This is a genomic window from Formosa sp. S-31 (assembly GCF_051172795.1).
Lineage (GTDB): Bacteria > Bacteroidota > Bacteroidia > Flavobacteriales > Flavobacteriaceae > Formosa.
Genome location: NZ_JAENDK010000002.1, coordinates 907,053 through 928,487, shown reverse-complemented (window position 1 = coordinate 928,487; position 21,435 = coordinate 907,053). Strand labels below are relative to the sequence as shown.

The 21,435-nt window shown below is 36.8% G+C and carries 11 protein-coding genes; 10 read left to right on the top strand and 1 reads right to left on the bottom strand.

Going from position 1 to position 21,435, the window contains the following annotated elements; genetic code table 11:
• The first annotated feature begins 13 nt into the window (after positions 1-13).
• From I3217_RS04265 to I3217_RS04245, 5 genes are all read left to right on the top strand, one after another.
• The gene (locus I3217_RS04265) at positions 14-1,030 is read left to right on the top strand and encodes a zinc-dependent alcohol dehydrogenase (RefSeq protein ID WP_435048492.1); all 1,017 of its coding nucleotides are present in this window, start codon (positions 14-16) and stop codon (positions 1,028-1,030) included.
• A gap of 45 nt (positions 1,031-1,075) precedes the next feature.
• Positions 1,076-1,618, top strand: coding sequence for a 2'-5' RNA ligase family protein (locus I3217_RS04260; protein ID WP_435048491.1), 543 nt, complete (start codon positions 1,076-1,078; stop codon positions 1,616-1,618).
• Positions 1,619-1,853: 235 nt separating this feature from the next.
• Positions 1,854-4,847, top strand: coding sequence for a SusC/RagA family TonB-linked outer membrane protein (locus tag I3217_RS04255; RefSeq protein WP_435048490.1), 2,994 nt, complete (start codon positions 1,854-1,856; stop codon positions 4,845-4,847).
• 182 nt (positions 4,848-5,029) lie between these two features.
• The gene (locus I3217_RS04250; RefSeq protein WP_435048489.1) at positions 5,030-6,463 is read left to right on the top strand and encodes a RagB/SusD family nutrient uptake outer membrane protein; all 1,434 of its coding nucleotides are present in this window, start codon (positions 5,030-5,032) and stop codon (positions 6,461-6,463) included.
• 111 nt (positions 6,464-6,574) lie between these two features.
• Complete coding sequence (locus I3217_RS04245) at positions 6,575-8,137, top strand: M61 family metallopeptidase (protein WP_435048488.1); 1,563 nt, start codon at positions 6,575-6,577, stop codon at positions 8,135-8,137.
• Here I3217_RS04245 and I3217_RS04240 read toward each other — a convergent pair.
• Entirely contained in the window at positions 8,134-8,985 is an 852-nt protein-coding gene (locus tag I3217_RS04240) for an AraC family transcriptional regulator (protein ID WP_435048487.1), read from the bottom strand. The genes I3217_RS04245 and I3217_RS04240 overlap by 4 nt on opposite strands.
• A 333-nt stretch (positions 8,986-9,318) precedes the next feature.
• On the opposite strand from I3217_RS04240, the gene I3217_RS04235 reads away from it, so the two are divergent.
• The 5 genes from I3217_RS04235 (at position 9,319) to I3217_RS04215 (ending at position 21,415) form a co-directional block, all read left to right on the top strand.
• Positions 9,319-11,562: a DPP IV N-terminal domain-containing protein gene (locus I3217_RS04235; RefSeq protein ID WP_435048486.1), complete on the top strand. Its 2,244-nt coding sequence runs from the start codon at positions 9,319-9,321 to the stop codon at positions 11,560-11,562.
• Positions 11,563-11,609: 47 nt separating this feature from the next.
• The gene (locus tag I3217_RS04230) at positions 11,610-14,666 is read left to right on the top strand and encodes a beta-L-arabinofuranosidase domain-containing protein (protein ID WP_435048485.1); all 3,057 of its coding nucleotides are present in this window, start codon (positions 11,610-11,612) and stop codon (positions 14,664-14,666) included.
• A 39-nt stretch (positions 14,667-14,705) separates the two neighbouring features.
• Complete coding sequence (locus tag I3217_RS04225; RefSeq protein WP_435048484.1) at positions 14,706-16,403, top strand: DUF885 family protein; 1,698 nt, start codon at positions 14,706-14,708, stop codon at positions 16,401-16,403.
• A gap of 18 nt (positions 16,404-16,421) precedes the next feature.
• Positions 16,422-19,097: a DUF5695 domain-containing protein gene (locus I3217_RS04220; RefSeq protein WP_435048483.1), complete on the top strand. Its 2,676-nt coding sequence runs from the start codon at positions 16,422-16,424 to the stop codon at positions 19,095-19,097.
• Positions 19,098-19,237: 140 nt separating this feature from the next.
• The gene (locus tag I3217_RS04215) at positions 19,238-21,415 is read left to right on the top strand and encodes a family 43 glycosylhydrolase (protein WP_435048482.1); all 2,178 of its coding nucleotides are present in this window, start codon (positions 19,238-19,240) and stop codon (positions 21,413-21,415) included.
• The last annotated feature ends 20 nt before the right edge of the window (positions 21,416-21,435 follow it).

The window sequence follows — 21,435 nt, the reverse complement described above, 5'->3', positions numbered from 1 at the left end:
ATCTTATTTAGTTATGAAACAGACAAACCCTTCCGGAATATTTCATGATATTCATGACATTCGTGTGGTAGATAAGGATATGCCAGAGTTAACTCCAGATAGTGTTATTATAAAGGTTGAAATGACAGGGATTTGTGGTACCGATTTGCATATTTATCATGAAGGTCTTATTCCTAAAGGCTCGGTAATAGGTCATGAATTTTGTGGCGAACTCATTGAAGTAGGTGATAAGGTCGAAGGTTTAGAGGTTGGAAATCGCGTAGTTGTTAATCCTATGTATCAGGGGATTGGCCTGGGGCTTAAACCCGGCGGTTTTGCTAAGTTTGTAAAAATAGAACATCCTAAATTAAACCATAATGTGTACCGTATTCCGGATACTATAAATAGTGAGAAAGGCGCTTTAATAGAGCCTTTCTCCGTTGGGCTGGCTGCCATTAATAAATCGGGTGTCACTCCGGAAGATAAGGTTTTAGTGTCTGGCTGTGGTACTATTGGTTTAGTTACTATTGCCGGACTTAAAAGCAAAGGGGTGGAGCATATCATAGCATCAGATATTAGTGATAAACGTCTGGAACTCGCAAAAACTTTGGGGGCTAAATATACCTTTAATCCGAAAACAGATGGAGATTTAAAGGAAATGGTAACGAAAACTTATGGCCGTGTTATGGCTTTGGATTATTCGGGGAAATTACCGCACTTAACTGCGGCTTTTGAATGCACCGGAGTGAGTGCCTTACTGGCGCAATGTATGGAACTTCTCGCTCCCGATGGTAAATTAACCATCCTGGCAATTTACCGAAATGAAGTGACTTTAAATCCTAATCTTATGGTGTACAAAAGACTTCAAATTAAAGGCTCACTATTTTATAAGAATGAAGATTTTCTGGAAGCTATAAGCTTAATGGATTCAGGTAAAGTGGATTTGTCGCCTATAGTAAGTCATCATTTTCCATTGAAAGAATTACAAAAAGCATTCGAAATGCAGGCAGACAGCAGTAAGTCGGTTAAAGTGATTGTGGATGGGGAGTAGGATATTCATTTTTTAGTATATTTTGGCTGTCTATAAAAAATAAAAATGTTCGAAATAAAAACATACAATCTGCGTATAGTACCACCAAGTCCAGTTTATGAAGACGTTCTTGATTTTAAAAAACAATTTATAGATGTTTTTGGTGTTCAGAAATATTCAAAATCCAAACCGCATCTTACTTTGGTTGAGTTTAAAATGGATGTGCAATATGAACCTTTTTTAATAAAGTACTTTTCATCTTTATCTGATAACTTGAAATTTAAAATGTTCTTAGAGGGATTAGGTAGTTTTGACAAAGCTTTAGTTGTTCTCCTTAAGGTTAGGTCATCTAAAGCGTTCGAACAGTTGCTAACTCAAATTAAGATATTGTGGGTGCGGGATTTTCATAGAAAATTAAAGTCTTTAAAAGTTTCAGGAACACCACATATTACAATTTCTTTAGCAAAGGATACTGATATGCTTTTCAAAAGTATGAATATGTTTCAAGATAAGGTTTACTTCGGGGAGTTTGAGGTGAATGAACTTGTTCTGGTTTCAAGGCCAGATAGTAAGACCTGGGATTGGGAGCATCGCATTCCGCTGTCTTAAAGTATTTGATTCTTCTTTTATCTCTAGTTTATTATATTTAGTTTAATTTAGCTCCTTTTTTATAATGGAAGTAAGGTATTTATGTTAATTATGTAAGGTATTTTTTGTTTTTTAAGATAACATGTTAATATAATCCCATAATTAGCTAATATTAACTTTCTGTTACGATATTATTTAGGATAGGTTTACAGTGTGTTTTTTACACAAAAAAATAAACAAACCAAAATATCGTATTATGAAATTAATTAAAAACTGTTTTTGTTATTACAGGAAGGGATTGCTAACAAAGAGGCAATTTTTTTCATTAACATTCTTCTTTTTAGGACTTACATTATTTGCCCAAGGGCCGATAAAAGGTAAAGTTGTAGATGTAAACAATATCCCTTTAGGTGGTGTGTCTGTTCAGGAAAAAAGCACATCAAACGGGGTTATTACAGATTTTGATGGTAATTTTGAAATTAATCCCAACACTTCAACTCCAATTTTTATATTTTCATATATGGGGTTTGAAACCTTGGAAATGACTGTTCAAAATGAAACAGATTTAACTGTTGTATTAAAAGAAGATCTTGAGGAGTTAAATGAAATTGTAGTAATAGGTTACGGGACTCAGAAGAAGGGAGATGTTACAAGTGCCGTTGCTACAGTTAAATCGGAAGATTTTGTACAGGGGAATGTAAAAGATGCTGCCCAGTTAGTGCAAGGAAAAGTCGCAGGACTTACAGTATCTACTCCATCTGGTGATCCAACAGGTAATTCTCAAATTAAATTAAGAGGAATTTCTTCTATTTTGGGAGGTTCTGATCCATTAGTTTTAGTAGACGGAGTGCCAGGAAGTTTAAATACCGTTGCTCCCGAAGATATAGCTTCTATTGATGTGTTAAAAGATGGATCTGCTACTGCAATTTATGGAACACGAGGAACAAATGGGGTAATTATTATTACAACAAAAAGTGGAAATTATACAACTAAGCCAACAATAGAGTATAATGGATTTGGAGCTATTTCTACCATTGCGAATACCTTAGATTTTTTAAATGCTTCAGAGTTAAGAGAAAAATTTGATGAAGGTTATTCTTTTAATGGAGCAAATCTTGATGATTTTGGAGCTGATACCGATTGGGTAGACGAAATTACACGTAATGCCTACAGCCAAATGCATAATGTTATTTTTAGAGGAGGTAGCGATGCCACCAATATAACAGCATCTGTAAATTATAGAAATGCAGAAGGAATCTTTTTAAAATCTGATAATGAAAGAATAACCGGAAGAGTTGATGTTAATCATGCAATGTTCGACAATAAACTGAAAACCAATATGGGGTTTGTTGCGAGTGAGCAGACATATAATGCATTGGGAGATGGGACTAGTTTTAATACATATATTTATAGACAAGCACTTATAAGAAACCCAACTGAACCTGTAAAAGATGAAAACGGAAATTGGTTTGAACGTGATGTGTATTTTTATGATAACCCTGTTGGATATATTCAGGAAACCATAGGGGAAAATAGATATAGAAACCTTCGTTTTAATGCAAGTGTGAGTTATGATTTTAATGATAATTTTAATATAAAAGGGTTATATACCAGAAAAGCTAATTCTAATATTAGAGGGTTTTATCAGACCAAGAACCATGTGTCAACAGTTAAATATGGACAAGATGGTTTTGCTTCCAGAGGAACAGATGATTATAGAGGGAATTATGGTCAGTTTACCTTAGATTATAATCAAGATTTTGGAAATCATAAAGTAACAGGCTTATTAGGTTATAATTATGAAGATAATGTAAATGAAGGTTTTTGGGCAACTAACAGACGTTTCCCAACAGATGGTTTTACTTACAATAATATAGGTTCAGGTGTTGGTTTAGCTGAGGGAGAAGCCGGTATGGGGAGTTATAAGAATTCTAGTAAATTAATAGCCTTTTTTAGCCGGGTAACTTATAATTATGACGATAAGTATTTATTAATGGCAAGTTTAAGGCGAGAAGGGTCTTCCCGATTTGGAGAGGATTATAAATGGGGATATTTTCCAGGTGTTTCTTTAGGTTGGCGTATTAATAACGAATCGTTCATGGACGATGTGGATTGGCTTGATAATTTAAAGTTAAGAGCTGGATTTGGTATTACAGGTATAAACGCTGGTAATAATTATCAGTCTTTGAGTGGATTGACATACGAAGATTATTTCTTATATAACGGACAATGGATTAGAGAGCTTGTTCCAACAAGAAATGCGAATCCAAATCTAAAATGGGAAAAGAAGGAGGAATTTAATTTTGGTTTAGATTTCGGTTTTCTTGAAAATCGTATAAGTGGTTCCTTAGATTATTATATTAGAACGACTAGAGATGCTTTAATGAATTATAGCGTTCCTACACCACCATATTTTTATGGGTCTATTGTTGCGAATGCTGCTGAAATTAAAAATTCAGGTTTAGAAGTTTTACTTAATGTAACTCCTGTACAAACAGAAAATTTTAACTGGACGGCAAATCTTACCTATTCTACAAATACAAATGAGATAGTTTCCTTATCTAATGATGAGTTTCAATTAACTAATGATTTTTTTGATGAAGGTTATGCGAGTGAACCAATACAGGTTTCGACACACCGCGTTCAGGAAGGTCAGCCTATAGGTAATTTCTACGGATTAAAAAGTGTAGATATTACTGAAGATGGAATTTGGATTATTGAGACTCCTGATGGTAGATTAATTCCAGCTACAGAATCTACCACCGAAGATAGACAGGTATTGGGTAATGGGTTACCTAAGTCTTACTTTAGTTGGAACAATACCTTCCGCTATAAAAACTGGGATATGAATGTTAATCTTAGAGGAGCTTTCGATTATCAGATTTTAAACTTTTCCAGAATGTATTATGAAAATCCTACTATAGGCTATAATACCTTAGATTCAGCATATGATTTAGTATATGGTAAAGCAGTGTTAAATGATGTGCAACGTTATGTTAGTTACTACGTGGAAGATGGCGATTTCTTAAAAATTGATAATGTAACTATTGGCTATACACTTCCAAAATCTACCTTTAAGTTCGCAGATAGTTTTAGAATTTATGCTTCAGGTTTAAACCTGGCAACATTTACAGGGTATAAAGGTATAGATCCTGAAGTAAACAGAGATGGTTTATCTCCGGGAAACGATGAAAGGGATAAGTATCCTTCTACGAGAACATTTTCAATCGGTATTAATTTCACACTTTAAAATTAAAAGAAATGAAAAAAATAGTTAATAAATTATCTTTCTTTAAAATAAAGATTTTATATATAGGTTTAATTGCAATAAGTAATAGTTTACTTTTTAACTGTACAAAACTAGACGAGGAAGTTTTTTCGGAAGTAACTGAAGAGTCTTTTGTTCCGGCTGATTCTGATATAGTAGCTGTAATGGCATCAGCTTATACGCCTTTACGCTATGTTATGGATTGGCAAGGCTATTTTGATTTGCAGGAGGAACCTGCAGACATGATAATCACTCCAACCAGGCCAAATGGATGGGATGATGGTGGTACTTATAAAAGAATGCATTTTCATACCTGGGATAAAACGCAATGGCAACCCAGAAATACTTGGATTACCTGTTTTAATGGAATAAACAGTGTAAACCGAGTGATTTTACAAATTGAGTCAGGTCAATTACCTGTAAGCGAAGAACAGTCTATTTCTATAATTTCTGAAATGCGAGCATTGAGAGCTTTATATTATTCTATGCTTATAGATACTCATGGTAATGTACCAATAATATCAAATTATGGATCAGAGTTACCTGTACAAAACACGAGAGGAGAAGTATATGATTTTATAGTAAGTGAACTAACAGAAGTTATTCCGCTATTACCAGAAAATGTTGATCAATCAACTTATGGTAGAATGACAAGCTGGGCGGCAAACCATGTTTTAGCAAAGGTTTATTTAAATGCTGAAGTCTATAAAGGGACTGCAGAATGGGCGAAATGTATTGAAGTTTGCGACAGAATAATAGATAGCGGTCTATTTAGTTTGTCTGAAAGTTATAGTGATATTTTTAGTGCGCATAATGAAAATAACAGTGAAATGGTATTTGCTATTCCATACGATCAGATATACGCAAGACAATTTAGTGCCCATATGAAAATGTTATTGCCAGATCATCGAAAAGTGTTTGGAATGGAATCGCAACCTTGGGGAGGTTCAAGTTGTAATCCTCAATTTATAGATAGTTATCATGCTGATGATAAGAGACTGGGAGATACTTGGTTGATTGGTGATCAGTTGAGTGCAGCTGATGGTAGTGTGATAATGACATTAACCAAAGAAATGCCAAGTATTTATTATTGCGAATTTACACAGGGATATAGAGTAGGAAAGTATGAGATAGAGTCGGGTGCAACATCATCTCTAAATAATGATTTTCCATTCCTGAGATATACGGATGTTTTAATGATGAAGGCTGAAAGTATGTTAAGAACGGGGAAGAGTGAAGCGGCTGCACAGATTGTTACAGAAGTAAGGTTAAGGTCTTTTGAAACCCCTGAAGCAGCAGCAGTAACAGGAACAGAATTGTTAGGAGATACTACCGTTAATTATGGAACATTAGCTGAGGATGGTTCTATTAGTCAGCCAGGAGATCAATCAAGTGTTCAATATGGTCGATTCTTAGATGAATTAGGTTGGGAGTTTGCTGCAGAAGGAAGAAGAAGAACTGATTTAATTCGTTTTGGAGTATATCAAACAAAAAGTTGGTATAACCACACACCACAGGGAAATCATACAATATTATTTCCTATTGGCTTAGAGGAATTAAATACCAATTCAAATTTACAACAAAACCCCGGGTATTAATATTTAAGTGTGTTTGAGTTAGTTATTGAAAACCAAAGAAGAAGGTGATTTACCTGAAGCTTTGGTTTTTTTTATTAAAAAAGATTTGTTTTACTTTAAGGAAAAAATGTCATGAAACTATTTGTATTGCCGTTAAGGCTAAGTTTGCTGGTTTTGCTGAGTTTAAGCTGTTTGTCTGGTGCTGCCCAGGTGAAATTAAATTATAAGGCTTCTTTTAAAGAACCTGAAAAGCATTATGTAGAGGTAGAATTGCATTGTGAACAATTAGAAACTGCAGAAACCAGCTTTATACTTCCGGTGTGGTCACCAGGCTATTATCAAATATTGAACACTCCAAAAAATATTGTCGATTTTAGTGTGAAAAATGAAGCAGGTCAGGATCTTGGCTGGTTTAAACAATCTAAGAATAGTTGGGTTATAAAAAATGAAGCAGAGAAAAGCATAATTATAAGTTATCGCTATTTTGCCAATGATAAATCGGTAGCCGAATCGATGGTTGATGATACTAAAGCATTTGTTATGCCGGGGAATATGTTTATGCATATAAAGGATCAAATTCAACTGCCGGTAAATCTAAGTATTTCACCATTTAAAAGCTGGTCATCAATTTCAACGGGCTTAAAGCAAACAGATGCGAAGTTGCATACTTACTATGCTGAAAATTTTGATGTGTTATACGATAGTCCCATTTATATCGGTAACCAAAAAGTCATTTCTTTTCAGCATGAAAATAAATCTTATACAATGGGGTTAGCTACACCAGAAGGTCTGGATGAAAAGACTTTTGTGGCTGATGTAAAGACTATAATCAGCACCACAACGGAGCTTATGGGGCATGTGCCCTACGAGAATTATTGTTTTATTATGATGGAACAAGGCGGAGGCGGACTCGAGCATTTAAATTCTCAGGCGGTATTTACTAATGGTGATTTTTTATTTAGTTCCGGTAAATCGTATACCGATTTTATGAATTTTATCACCCATGAATATTTTCATTTGTATAATGTAAAAGCCATTCGACCTATAGAATTGGGACCTTTTGATTATAGTAAAGAGAATTATACCGAAATGTTATGGGTCTCCGAAGGTTTAACCGTGTATTACGAGTATTTAATAATGTTGCGTGCCGGTTTGCTTGATGGGGTGGAAGCCTTAAAATATCTGGGTGAATCTATGGCGAGTTACGAAAATTATGAAGGAAAAAATCATATGTCCTTGTCCCGTTCCAGTTTCGATATCTGGTTAAATTTTTTCAATAGGGACGAAAACGCAAAAGATGTTACGATTTCGTATTACAATAAGGGACCGGTAATGGGCTTATTGCTCGATCTGGAGATAAGACAACTTACGGCGAATAAAAAATCTTTGGACGATGTGATGCGTTATTTATATAATACTTACTATTTACAAGAAAAAAGAGGGTTTAAAAAGGAGGAATTCTGGCAGGCGTGTCAGGAAATAGCCGGGCAACCACTTACTGAATTGCAGCATTATGTAGATACCGTAGCTGTTATAGATTATAACAAATATCTTGCTTATGCCGGGCTAGAGTTAGAAATAGAAACCGATTTAGAAGCGACTGAGGATTCCGGGAAAAACAGCTATAATCTGGTTCCTGTAAAAGGGGCAAATAAGCAGCAGTTACAAATTAGAAAATCCTTATTTCAATTTTAATATTGCGCTCGGAATACCGATGGAGATACCCCTTTTAACTGCTTGAATTTTCTGTTGAAATTAGCAATATCCTGAAATCCGCAAAGTTCAGAAATGGTCGAGATGGTATGCTCGTTGTTTTTATTTAAAAGTAATTTGCAGGCATTTTCGATGCGGACCTCTATTAAAAACTGAAAAAAGGTTTTATTGGTCCGCTTTTTAAAATAGCGGCAAAACGCATTTTTACTCATATTGGCAATTTCTGCAACCTCCTCCAGTGTTATGGATTTGTAATAAAATTTCATGGCATGTTCAATCACTGCACTCATACGTTTACCTTCGTCATCTGTATAGCGTTTTCTGTAAACAAACGAGGAAAGCGGGGTTGTTTCAGAATTCGTAACTAAATCTATAATGGTTAATAAGGAAGCGATTTGGTTGATTTTGTTCTGATGCTTCAGCTCATTGAATATTTTAATGATTTCGTGACTATTTTCATTTTTATTCATCTTCATACCATAAGTTGACCGTTTAAAAAAATCTTCAACTTCATTTAAATCCGATAAAAGAAAGAAATCCTTACCAAAGGACGTTTTGGTAAAAAACAAAGTATACATAATAACATGGTCTGATGCAGCCCGATCGCTCCTGAAAACATGTGGTATATTTTCACCAATAATTAATATATCATCTTCTTTATAATCGTTTATCGTATCACCTACAACTAAAGTACCGGCGCCTTTAACCACATAACTTATCTGTATTTCTTCGTGTTGATGTAACTGATCGTATAGAATTTCACCAAAGTCTTCCTGATAAACTAAGGCTTCTTGTTTGGGTTTCGGGATTTTGAATGGTAATACTTTCAATGGGTTACTAGTTTTGATTAATATATGTTCCTTCAGTTTACTCCTTATAATTACTATTGTAAATTATGTGTTGAAACCAATCTTTTTTGTTACAGAAAAAATCAGATTAGTCTTGATATAGATTCAGTAACCAAATTTTTTTAAATGCTTGGTGTTAAACTAATCTTAATTTTTTTTGTTTTAAATGTAAGGTCTTTTTTGATTCTTTGTGAAAAAACATCTGTTATTTAACATTTATGGCGTAAATGTGGTAATATAGTCTTAGTACGAGCTAATATAAACCAATAAGTCTGATACCTATAATACCTAAATTTAACCAAAGTTTAATGAGAGATGTATAGATTAAAATTAAGTGTAATTTTTACACTTTTAAATTATGTAATTGGATTTAGCCAGGGGTCTTTAATGGAATATAAAAAGGCGAACGCTGTGGATTCCATGTTTAATAATAAGGTGGAACATGCTCCAAAAGCTTTTAATTGGATAAGTAATACCTCATTTTGGTATGTGGATAATACTAATGACGGAAATAGATACCTTATAGTAAATGCTGAAGAGAAAACCCAGCAGGAACTGTTTGATGTAATACAATTGACTGCACAACTCAATAGTCTTGTAAATGCGAATGAAACGGTAAAAACTTTAAAACTGGAAGAGTTGAACGTTGATTTAGAATCTGATTCTGTTACGTTTAATTATAAAAAGTATCGTTTGTCTTATGAAACAGCACATAATAAGCTGAACTTAATAGATAGTTTAGATAATAAATCGGAGAGAGATTACGGATACTGGGGGAGTTTTTACGATGAGACTAAAGGTGAGCCGGTAAATGCTCCAGACTCCTGCAAAGTGGCCTATATTAAAAATTATAATCTATATATTAAGGATTTAAGCAGTAACAAAGAAAGTCAATTGAGCTACGATGGTTCTCAGGGGAATTTTTATTCCACGCATATTAAGTGGTCCCCAGATGGAAAGAAAATCATGGCTTACAAAGTCAGACCAGGAGAAGATCATAAAATTTATTTTGTAGAATCCAGTCCTTCAGATCAGTTTCAGCCTAAATTGCAATCCCGGGATTATCTGAAGCCAGGTGATCAGTTACCGTTTAAAAGTCCGCAACTTTTTTTAGTGGAGTCACAAAAACATATACCGGTTTCTACTCAGGAATTTAATAGCCAATATGGATTATCGAAGATAGATTGGAGAGCAGACAGCAGAGCGTTTACTTTTGAGTATAATGAACGCGGACATCAGAATTATAAAGTTATAGAGGTAGATGGCAATACGGGGAAAGTAAATGTTCTGATTCATGAATCTAGTCCGACCTTTATTGACTACAGCAGTAAAAAATACAGATATGATATTGCTGATGGAAACTCTATAGTATGGACGTCTGAGCGCGATGGGTGGAATCACATTTACTTGTATAATGGCGATGGAACGCTTAAAAAGCAATTAACCAAAGGGAAATGGGTCGTTCGCAAGGTAATTAAGGTTGATGAGGAAAATAAGCGTATTTATTTTACTGCGAGTGGATTGGATAAAGATCAGGATCCGTATTTTATACACTATTGTAGTGTAGGTTTTGATGGAAAAAACTTTAAACGATTAACATCTGAAAATGCAAATCATAAACTAACATTTTCAGAAGATTACAAGTATTACGTAGATCAGTATTCCAGAGTAGATATGGCGCCGGTATCAGTGTTAAAATCTACAGATAAAGGGAAAACGGTAATGGAACTTCAAAACGGAGATTTATCTGAACTGAAAAATACCGGTTGGATTGCTCCGGAGGTCTTTACCGCCAAGGGGAGAGATGGTGTAACCGATATCTGGGGTATTATAGTAAGACCTACTACATTCGATCCAAACCGCAAGTACCCAATTATAGAATACATTTATGCGGGACCACATGACTCTTTTGTGCCTAAGGATTTTCATTCCTATTATTGGTCGATGTCGGCTTTGGCAGAATTAGGCTTTATAGTCGTACAAATAGATGGTATGGGAACTTCAAATCGATCTAAGGCATTTCATGATGTATGCTGGCAGAATTTAAAAGATGGCGGATTTCCCGATCGAAAATTATGGATGAAAGCTGCGGCTAAGAAATACCCTTATATGAACATTGATAAAGTAGGTATTCACGGTACGTCTGCAGGTGGGCAAAATGCAGGAGCAGCTTTAGTATTTAACTCCGATTTTTACGACGTAGCAGTGGCTTCCTGTGGATGTCATGATAACCGAATGGATAAAATGTGGTGGAATGAGCAGTTTATGGGCTACCCTGTAGGACCACATTATGCTGCCTGCTCCAATGTGGAAAATGCGTCACAAATGGGCGGACATTTAATGCTTATTTTAGGCGAGGTAGACGATAATGTAGATCCGGCTTCGACTATGCAGTTTGCCAATGCTCTAATTAAAGCCAATAAAGATTTTGAATTAGTAACCATACCAGGAATGGGGCATTCTGCAGGAGGCGATTTTGGTGAGCGTAAACGAAGAGACTTTTTTGTAAAACACCTTATGGGGGTTAATCCGCCTTCTTGGAAGGAGGTTTATAATTAAAAGAAAAAAAGAATTTTAGAATAACTATAAGATTTAAAGACATTAATATGAAACGACGTAAGGTATTTATTTGTGCATTGATAGGCTTTTTAGGCGGAAGCTTTTTAAGTGTAAATGCGCAAAGCGGAGACCAGATTTTAGATGGCATTGGAGAAACAGGATTAATCGCACGGTATGTGTTTGAAGGCGATGTTAAAGACTGGTCTCGCAATAATTTACATGCGGATTTAAAAGGCAGTGGTGGAACTTTTGTTAAGGATGAACAGTTTGGTACTGTACTTTCACTGGCAGGGAACGGCAGTAATTTTATTACAATTCCAGGAGCTGCAGTAACAGGGGAAGAATCTGTAAGTGTTTCTGGCTGGGTGTATTTAAAATCGGCTGAGGCAGGACAGCCGTTATTAGACTTTGGAAAAAACAAAGGTTCTCATGTTGTCGTGTATCCATTAGGAATTAATAATGAGAAGGGGCTGTTGACCAAAGTGCAAACAGAGTCCGGTAAAAATTATGAGACTAAATCCAGTGTTATAGCGCCTTATTCATGGAATCACGTTGTGGTGGTAATCGATGTGCCTTCAAAATCTCTTAAAACTTATGTTAATGGAAAGTTAGCTGCAGAGACTAAGAATGTAGACCTGGAACTGGATGAATTACTGGCTGCTAACGGGAATGATAATACGGTTCTTTTAGGGAAATCGTTACAATCTGATTCTGCTTTTTTGAATGGACAATTACACGATTTTAGAATTTACCGAATTCCTTTAACTGCCACTCAGGTTGGAAGAATTCACTATAATGGGTTACACGGGGAAGAAACTGTTGTCAATGAGCATAAGGAAGCAGATGATAATCTACCAGAGTTTTCGGAAGCTTATCCGCAACTGTATAACCAATACCTTACAGGTGTTTCGGATGTAAAAGTTGAGACTGTCGTAGGTTACCTGCCACGTTTACCGCGGTATGTTAACGGAGTTTTTAGTAACGGTATTAAAAATGGAAAAGTAAGAGTATTATGGCCGGCTCCTAAGGATAACAGTGAAGTTTTAAACGCAGGAACATATACGATTACAGGTCATGTTCCGGGTACAAATTTAAAGCCTAAAGCTCAGGTTACCGTTAAAGCGACAGAGGCAGAAAAGACGCCAGAGCTTAAATTAGCTTCTTTTAATTTAGAACAGGTTACTCTAAACTCAGATGGTCATGGTCAGGCTACAAAGTTTATCGAAAATCGCGATAAGTTTATAACGATACTGGCGGAAACAAATCCGGATGCTTTCTTATATATGTTCAGAAATGCTTTTGGACAGGAACAACCAAAAGGTGCCGAAGCTTTAGGAGTTTGGGATTCTCAGGAAACAAAATTAAGAGGACATGCCACAGGCCATTATTTAACGGCAATAGCACAGGCTTATGCTGGAACAGGATACGACAAAAACCTTCAGAAAACATTTGAAGATAAAATGAATTATATGGTGAATACACTGTATAGTTTATCACAAATGTCAGGTCAGCCTAAAGTAGCCGGTGGTGTTTCTGTATCAGATCCTACAGCTGTACCTTTTGGACCTGGAAAATCAGCTTATGATTCTGATTTAAGTGAGGCAGGAATTAGAACAGATTACTGGAACTGGGGTAAAGGATTTATTAGTGCATATCCGCCAGATCAATTTATCATGTTAGAGCATGGCGCAACGTATGGCGGACAGGAAACACAAATCTGGGCGCCTTATTACACACTTCATAAAATTTTAGCAGGCTTAATGGATGTCTATGAAGTGAGCGGAAATACAAAAGCATTGGAAATAGCCAAAGGTATGGGAGGCTGGGTACATGCCCGATTAAGCCAATTACCTACGTCTACTTTAATTAGTATGTGGAATAGCTATATCGCAGGTGAATTTGGAGGTATGAATGAAGCTATGGCCAGACTTTACCGACTTACAGATGAAAAGCAATATTTAAAAACGGCTCAATTATTCGATAATATTAAAATGTTTTTTGGAGATGCGTCACATGCGCATGGCCTGGCTAAAAATGTAGATTCTTTTAGAGGGCTGCATGCCAATCAGCATATTCCTCAGGTTATGGGCGCTCTGGAAACGTACAGAGATTCTCAGGATGCAGACTATTTCCGCATAGCAGATAACTTCTGGTATAAAACGACCAACGATTACATGTATAGTATTGGCGGTGTTGCCGGGGCACGTAACCCTGCAAATGCAGAATGTTTTATTGCACAGCCAGCAACTCTCTATGAAAATGGATTATCCGCTGGAGGACAGAATGAAACCTGTGCAACCTACAATATGTTAAAGTTATCTCGTAATCTGTTTTTCTACGAACCACGAGCAGAGTTAATGGATTACTACGAACGCGGATTGTATAATCATATTCTGGCGTCTGTAGCAGAAGACAGTCCGGCAAATACTTATCACGTGCCTTTAAGACCTGCATCGGTTAAGCACTTTGGTAATCCAGATATGAAAGGCTTTACCTGCTGTAACGGCACAGCGATAGAAAGTAGTACGAAACTTCAGAATTCCATCTATTTTAAAAGTAAGGATAATAAAACCTTATATGTAAATCTGTATGTGCCATCAACTTTGGAATGGAGTGAGAAAAATGTGACTATTAAACAAACAACTGCATTTCCAAATGAAGACCATACGACCTTAACGGTTAAAGGAAAAGGGAAGTTCGATATTAAAGTGCGCGTACCACAGTGGGCTACTAAAGGGTTTTTTGTAAAAATTAATGGTAAGACAGAAAGGGTAGATGCTGTTCCTGGTACCTATTTAACTTTGGCTCGTAAATGGAAAGATGGTGATACTATAGAATTACGCATGCCATTTACGTTTCACTTAGATCCTGTAATGGATCAGCAGAATATTGCCAGCTTGTTTTATGGGCCTGTATTATTGGCGGCGCAGGAAACAGAACCACGTAAAGACTGGAGAACCGTAACTTTAAATGCAAAAGATTTAGGGGAGTCTATTACCGGAAATCCAGAAACTTTAGAATTTACACTGGATGGTGTTACGTTTAAACCGTTTTACAATACGTATGAACGTCACTCGGTGTATTTAAATGTAAATTTTAAATAGATCTTAATTTAAAAACACAAAACAAACCCAAACCATAACATGAAAAAAGTATTAAGCAGCTTTATTTTACTGTGCATATTTACTTCTGTTTTGAACGCTCAATCTGCAGGATTGCCAGATGTAGTAGATGAATATTCTGCAGATAAATGGGCGCTGAAGCGATTTTATAATGTAACCGAGTCCGAAGAGTATTATGATAGATTTTCGAAGTTTTACAGTACTTGGAAATCCAGACTTGCGGCCATTGATTTTAAATCGCTTTCACAGCAAGGCAAAGTAGATTATGTATTACTGAAAAATGAAATAGATAAGGCTAATTACTTTTTAAACTTGGAGTATAAGGCGTATAAAGAAGTGGCCTATGTTGCCGATTTTGAGGAAAATCTGTATCCGTTTATCAGTAATAGACGTAGAGGACAAAGACCGGATGCCAAAGCATTAGCAGAGGAAATGACTAAAGTAGCCAAGGATTTAAAATTGAAAATGGAAACTTTAGAGGCACAGCCATTTAAAGATTGGTTAGCTGCAGAAAAGGCCTCGGATATAGTGAGTTCCTTTAAAAAAGGACTGGCCGAGGCTTATAGTTTTTATTTTGACTACGATCCGGAATTTACCTGGTGGGTAGAACAGCCTTATAAAAAATTGGCAGGTGTTTTAGATGAATATGCAAGCGTATTAAAAACAAACTACAGCAAATCGAGTGTTAAAGATGACGGAAGTGGTATTGTTGGGAAACCTATTGGTAGAGAGGCGATAATTAAGAGTTTACAGTACGAATTTATTCCGTATTCTCCGGAGGCCTTAATAAAAACGGCAGAGCAGCAGTTTGATTGGTGTAAAGCAGAAATGATTAAAGCGTCTCAGGAACTGGGATTTGGTAAAGACTGGAAAGCGGCATTGGAGCATGTTAAGAATACGTATGTTCCTGTTGGAGATCAGCCGGCAGAGATCACTAATTTATATAATCAGTCAGTAGCATTTATAGAAGAGCGCGATTTGATAACCATTCCGGATCTGGCTAAAGAAACCTGGCAAATGATTATGATGACACCGGAGCGCCAGAAAATAAATCCGTTTTTTACCGGAGGCTGGGAAATTAGTATTTCCTATCCTACAATGGGTATGGCTCAGGATGATAAATTAATGAGTATGCGTGGTAATAATCCTAATTTCTCGCGCGCTACCGTTCAGCATGAATTGCTACCAGGGCATAACCTTCAGTTTTTTATGAACAGTCGTCATAAAACATATAGACGCGCTTTCGACACACCGTTCTGGATGGAAGGCTGGGCTTTGTACTGGGAAATTAATTTATGGAATAAGGAATTTCCACAGACTCCGGAGCAAAAACTGGGTATGTTATTTTGGCGAATTCATCGTTGTGCACGAATTATTTTCTCGTTGCAATATCATTTAGGAGAAATGACACCTCAGGAATGTATTGACATGCTTGTTAATGAAGTAGGACATGAGTACGCTAATGCTGAAGCAGAAGTAAGACGTTCTTTTGCCAGTGGAGATGCCCCTTTATATCAGGTTGCGTATATGACCGGAGGATTACAGTTTTATGCTCTAAGAAACGAAATGCTGGCCAAAGGATGGACGGAAAAGCAATTTCATGATCGTGTCATGCAGGAAAATATGATGCCGGTAGAGCTGTTAAGAAGTTTACTTCAGGATCTGCCGATTAAGGAGAATTATAAAACAAATTGGAAATTTTCAACAGAATTTAAATAAAAACTAAATAGATAGAACATGAAATATTGGTATTGCGTGTTGTTTTTGGTAACAGTGTTACAAGTTCAGGCCCAGGGCTATTGGGGTAAAATAGAAGAGCGGGAGCCTACTTTAGGTATCGCAGAAGTGTATCAGAAATTTAATACACCAGCGTTTCAATTAAAACTGGTAAAGGCTTCTCAAACCGTTGCCTGGTTAAGGCCGGTTAAAGATCTGGCATTTGATTTTACGCCTAGCGACCGACTTGAAATCAGGGATAAAGATGGGTTATACCATTTAGGAGATATTAATTTAAGAATCAGATCTGGTGAAGCCGCTTGGAAATCGTATTCGACAGCAACAAAGCGAGGAACAGTGACCCCTATAGAAACTTCGGGTAATGTTCTGGCCGCCGCAGATTTAGCTAATACCTTACCTGCAGATATTCCTGTGTCTGTAAAACGCTATTATGAAAGTGATGGAAACGATTTAATATTACGTTTTGTAATAAGCAATACATCGACTGCAGACATAGAAATTGGGGCTTTAGGTGTACCAATGATCTTTAATAATATTTTAGAGGGGAAGTCATTGGATGAAACACATGCTCAAAATGTCTTTTTCGACCCTTATATTGGCATGGATGCCGGTTACCTTGAGGTGAAGCGTTTAAGTGGACACGGACCCGCATTGGTTGTATTGCCAGAAGAGAATATGCCTTTTGAAGCCTATCGTCCGTTAAACGACGATCCAACACCGAGAAGTATTGTTTTTGAAGGTTTCCACGAATGGATGGTATATTCTAAAGCCTATGCCGAAAACGAATGGAAAGGAGTACACCCTTGGAATACACCAACATCTTTAGTTTTAAAACCAAATGATTCTAAAAGTTTTGCTGTGAAATTTGCGCTTGCAGAAGGAATAGAAGCCATACAAACAACATTAAAAAATGAAGCCCGACCAGTAACTACCAGTGTGCCTGGTTATGTGATTCCTAAGGATATAAATGCACAGTTATTTTTAGATTATAAAAGCGATGTTGCAGCTTTAGAAATAGAGCCAAAAGGAGCTTTAAAAGTTAAGGAAGCAGGCACAACAGCTAAAGGTGTGAATAAGTACAGTGTATCTGGTAAAAATTGGGGACGTGCGCGCTTAACGGTTACTTATAAAGACGGTTTAAAGCAAACCATTAATTATAAAGTTATTAAGTCGGAGGAAGACGTAGTAAAGGATTTTGGTCACTTTTTAACAACAGAACAGTGGTTTGACGAGCCAGATCCTATTTTTAACAGAAACCCTTCAGTTATAAGCTATGATTATGAGACAAAACAAAAACTAACTCAGGATAGTAGAGCCTGGGTAGCCGGTTTAAGTGATGAAGGTGGAGCAGGAGGCTGGTTGGCGGCTATTATGAAACAGCTGGTGCAACCCGATAAAACAGAAATAAATAAACTGGAACGTTTTGTAGATAAAACCTTGTGGGGCACTATTCAGTATAAAGATGGTCCGCGTAAATATGGTGTAAAACGCAGTGTGTTTTATTACGAGCCAGATTCTTTACCTAAAGGAACTTATAGCGATAAGATAGATTATTCATCATGGGCGGCCTGGAGTAAGGAGCACGCAGATCAGCCGGACCGGTCATATAACTATCCTCATGTCGCAGCAGCGTATTGGGTAATGTATCGTTTAGCGCGTTACAACGAAGGTCTGGTAGATAACAGAACTTGGGACTGGTATTTAGAACAGGCATACCATACATCTGTAGCTATGTTGGAACAAGCGCCTTATTATGCCCAATTCGGACAAATGGAAGGGTCTGTGTTTTTATATATTCTTAAAGATTTAAAACTTGAGAAATACGCAGAAATGGCTACAGATCTTGAGGCCAGAATGAAAGAACGCACCGACCACTGGAGAGCATTGCATTATCCGTTCGGGAGTGAAATGCCTTGGGACTCTACAGGTCAGGAAGAAGTATATATGTGGTCAGACTATTTTGGATACGAACAGAAAGCCAACGTTACTATAGATGCTATTTTGGCCTACATGCCTACTATGCCACACTGGGCTTATAATGGAAACGCTCGCAGATACTGGGATTTCCTATATGGCGGAAAACTGTCGCGTGTGGAACGTCAAATTCATCACTATGGATCGTCCCTAAATGCGATCCCGGTATTAGAACAATATAGAAAGAAAGGTGATGATTTATATATGTTGAAAGTAGGGTATGGCGGATTACTGGGGGGAATATCCAATATTACTGAAGATGGGTTTGGTCCGGCAGCTTTTCACTCTTATCCATCAACCTTAAGAATCGATTATTTATCTGGAGATTATGGCTCTGGTTTTTACGGGTATGCTGTAAATACAAGTTCGTATTTAACCAAAGACGCAGACCTGGGCTGGTTAGCATTTGGCGGAAATTTAGAAGTTAAGGGCGATGTAGTAGAAATGGATATTACAACTGCAGCAAAGTCTAAGGTCTATTTTGCACCAAAGCAATTGTGGCTAACACTGGATGCAGGACAGTTTGAACGTATTGTTTACAATACTAAGACAGGAGAATTAACGCTTACTTTGGCAGCAGCAACAGAGTTTACACCTAAGGCATACCTTAGAGTTAATAAAGAGATAACATTATCATACAAGCAGGTTAGAGAAGCTTTTGAAATTCCATTGAATAAGAAATCTATTCAAATTAAATTGTAACTGCTTTCCTTGAACGTATAATTCTGGTAAACGTTTTTTTTGATTGTTAACGTTTTAGAATTTGGTTGTATTTATGTTTTCAAAGGCAGTTTTAATTTAAAATTGCCTTTGTTTTTTAATGACCTTTTAATTAAATATTAATGAAAAATAAAAGTTTATCAGCCTTTGCTGCTCTATTGGTTTTGTGTTTTGCATCATGCGGGAAAACGGCCCAAAAGGAAATGGAAACCACAGATGTTTCTATACATACACTAAACGATAATAATAGTCCCGGAGCAGGAAACCCTGTGTTACCTGGGTATTATGCCGATCCAACAATTAAAAAGTTTGGAGATACGTATTATATCTATGCCACTACGGATAATGAAATGCTGGCTTCTGGAGCCCCTACAGTATGGTACAGTAAAGATTTAGAGAATTGGTATAATTATACTATGGAAATTCCATCTTTAGAATCTGTGAACCTGCGTAATTACTGGGCACCTGATATTATAGCAGGCGATGATGGTAAATATTACCTGTATTTTGGAAATTGCCAGGCAGGCTGTAATATTTACGGTTATGTTTCCGATAGCCCAATTGGGCCTTGGGAAAAATTAAATGCCGATGATACTCCGGTTATTGCCCATAACTATCCAAATCCGGGATTCCCCTCACTGGATGCTCAATTTTTTAAAGATGACGATGGAAAAATTTATGCCTATTGGGGTACCTGGGTACATTATAATAATGGTTATGCCGTTGGAGAATTGAACGCAGACACGATGAAGGATATGATGCATTCAAAGCAGATTCCTTTAGAGCAAACGCCCGAGCCTTTTGAAGCCGCTTATATGATGAAAAAAGGAGATAAATACATTTTAATGTATTCCGGGGCTTCTTGTCATGATGAAACGTATAATGTAAGGTATTCGTATGCCGATAATCCTTATGGTCCTTTTACTCCCGGAGCGAATAATCCAATATTAAGCACGAATGAAGATATGACGGTTCATGGGCCAGGTCACCATTCTGTATTACAGGAAGACGATAAGGCTTATATCGTATACCATCGTCATGATTATCCGATGACTCGTGGCGGTTTATCCAGACAGGTATGTATCGACGAGATGATTTTTGAAAACGATTCCACCATTAAAAAGGTAGTGCCATCTCATAAAGGCGTTGATTTTGGTCTTAAGTCTCAGGTGCCTGAAAATATCGCATTTCAGGCTAAAACAAGTGCATCGTCAAGTTATCATTTAAAGTCTCCGGAATATGATTATGGCGCACACTATGCAACGGATGAAAATAATGCCACAATGTGGAAAGCTGCAGATAACACATTTCCACAAAATGTAATAATTGATCTTGAAGAAGTAAAACCGGTAAAACGTGTTATGACGCAATTTGAGTTTGCCAGTTATTATTACCAGTACACCATCGAGTATTCCATAGATGGAAACACCTGGCAAATGTATGCCGATAAATCAGAAAACAGAACTTCCGGAAGTCCGGTTATAGATGATTCCAGTGTAGACGCAAGATATTTAAAACTGACTGTTTTAGGAACAGAGAAAAATGGATTACTTGCTGCTGTCTGGAATGTTAAAGTGTATAGTTCACTATTCGATATCCCATTGCAGTTAACAAATAAGCCATCACTAGCTGAACCTGCAAAGCCAGCGTCAAAAACGAAGCTTGTAGATGTCAATTCCAAAGTATTACAGGCAGGAGAGCAACTAGCAGAGGTTGCTAATGCCGGTAGTTTGGGAGGTGTATTTAAAAAAGTAGGCGATGTCGCTGTAGTAAAAGATTCAGAAACCAATGCTACTGTAATAGATTTTAGAAAAGGAGCCTTGGTATTAGACCAGCCGGTACCAGAGAGTTTGTCTTGGAATGGCGCTTTTACAGTTTCTGCCTGGGTAAAAAATCCAGACATAGCTAAAGAAGGCGAATTTTTGGCATCCTGGTGCAACCGTCATGAATTAAATCTGGCGTTGTCTTATAATGCCTTGGTTTACAATAGCGGTCACTATGGTGCAGCAGCACATTTAGATGGCCATTTTGATATGGCATATAAACAGCTGCCAGAAGCAAATAAATGGCACCATATCGTGTTAACATTTGATGGTGTTGTTGAGAAAATTTATATTGATGGCGTTTTAGATAATGCCCAGAATATGTTGCTGTCTTCGGTAACCCGAAATGCGAAAATTATTATCGGGGCATCAGATGTAGGCGAACATTTTTCTGGACAGATGTCTTCACTTCAGATGTATGATTTTGCCTTAGAGGTAGCCGATATTAAAAACGTGATGCAGGCTACTAAACCTTGATTTATTTTAAATAGTATAAA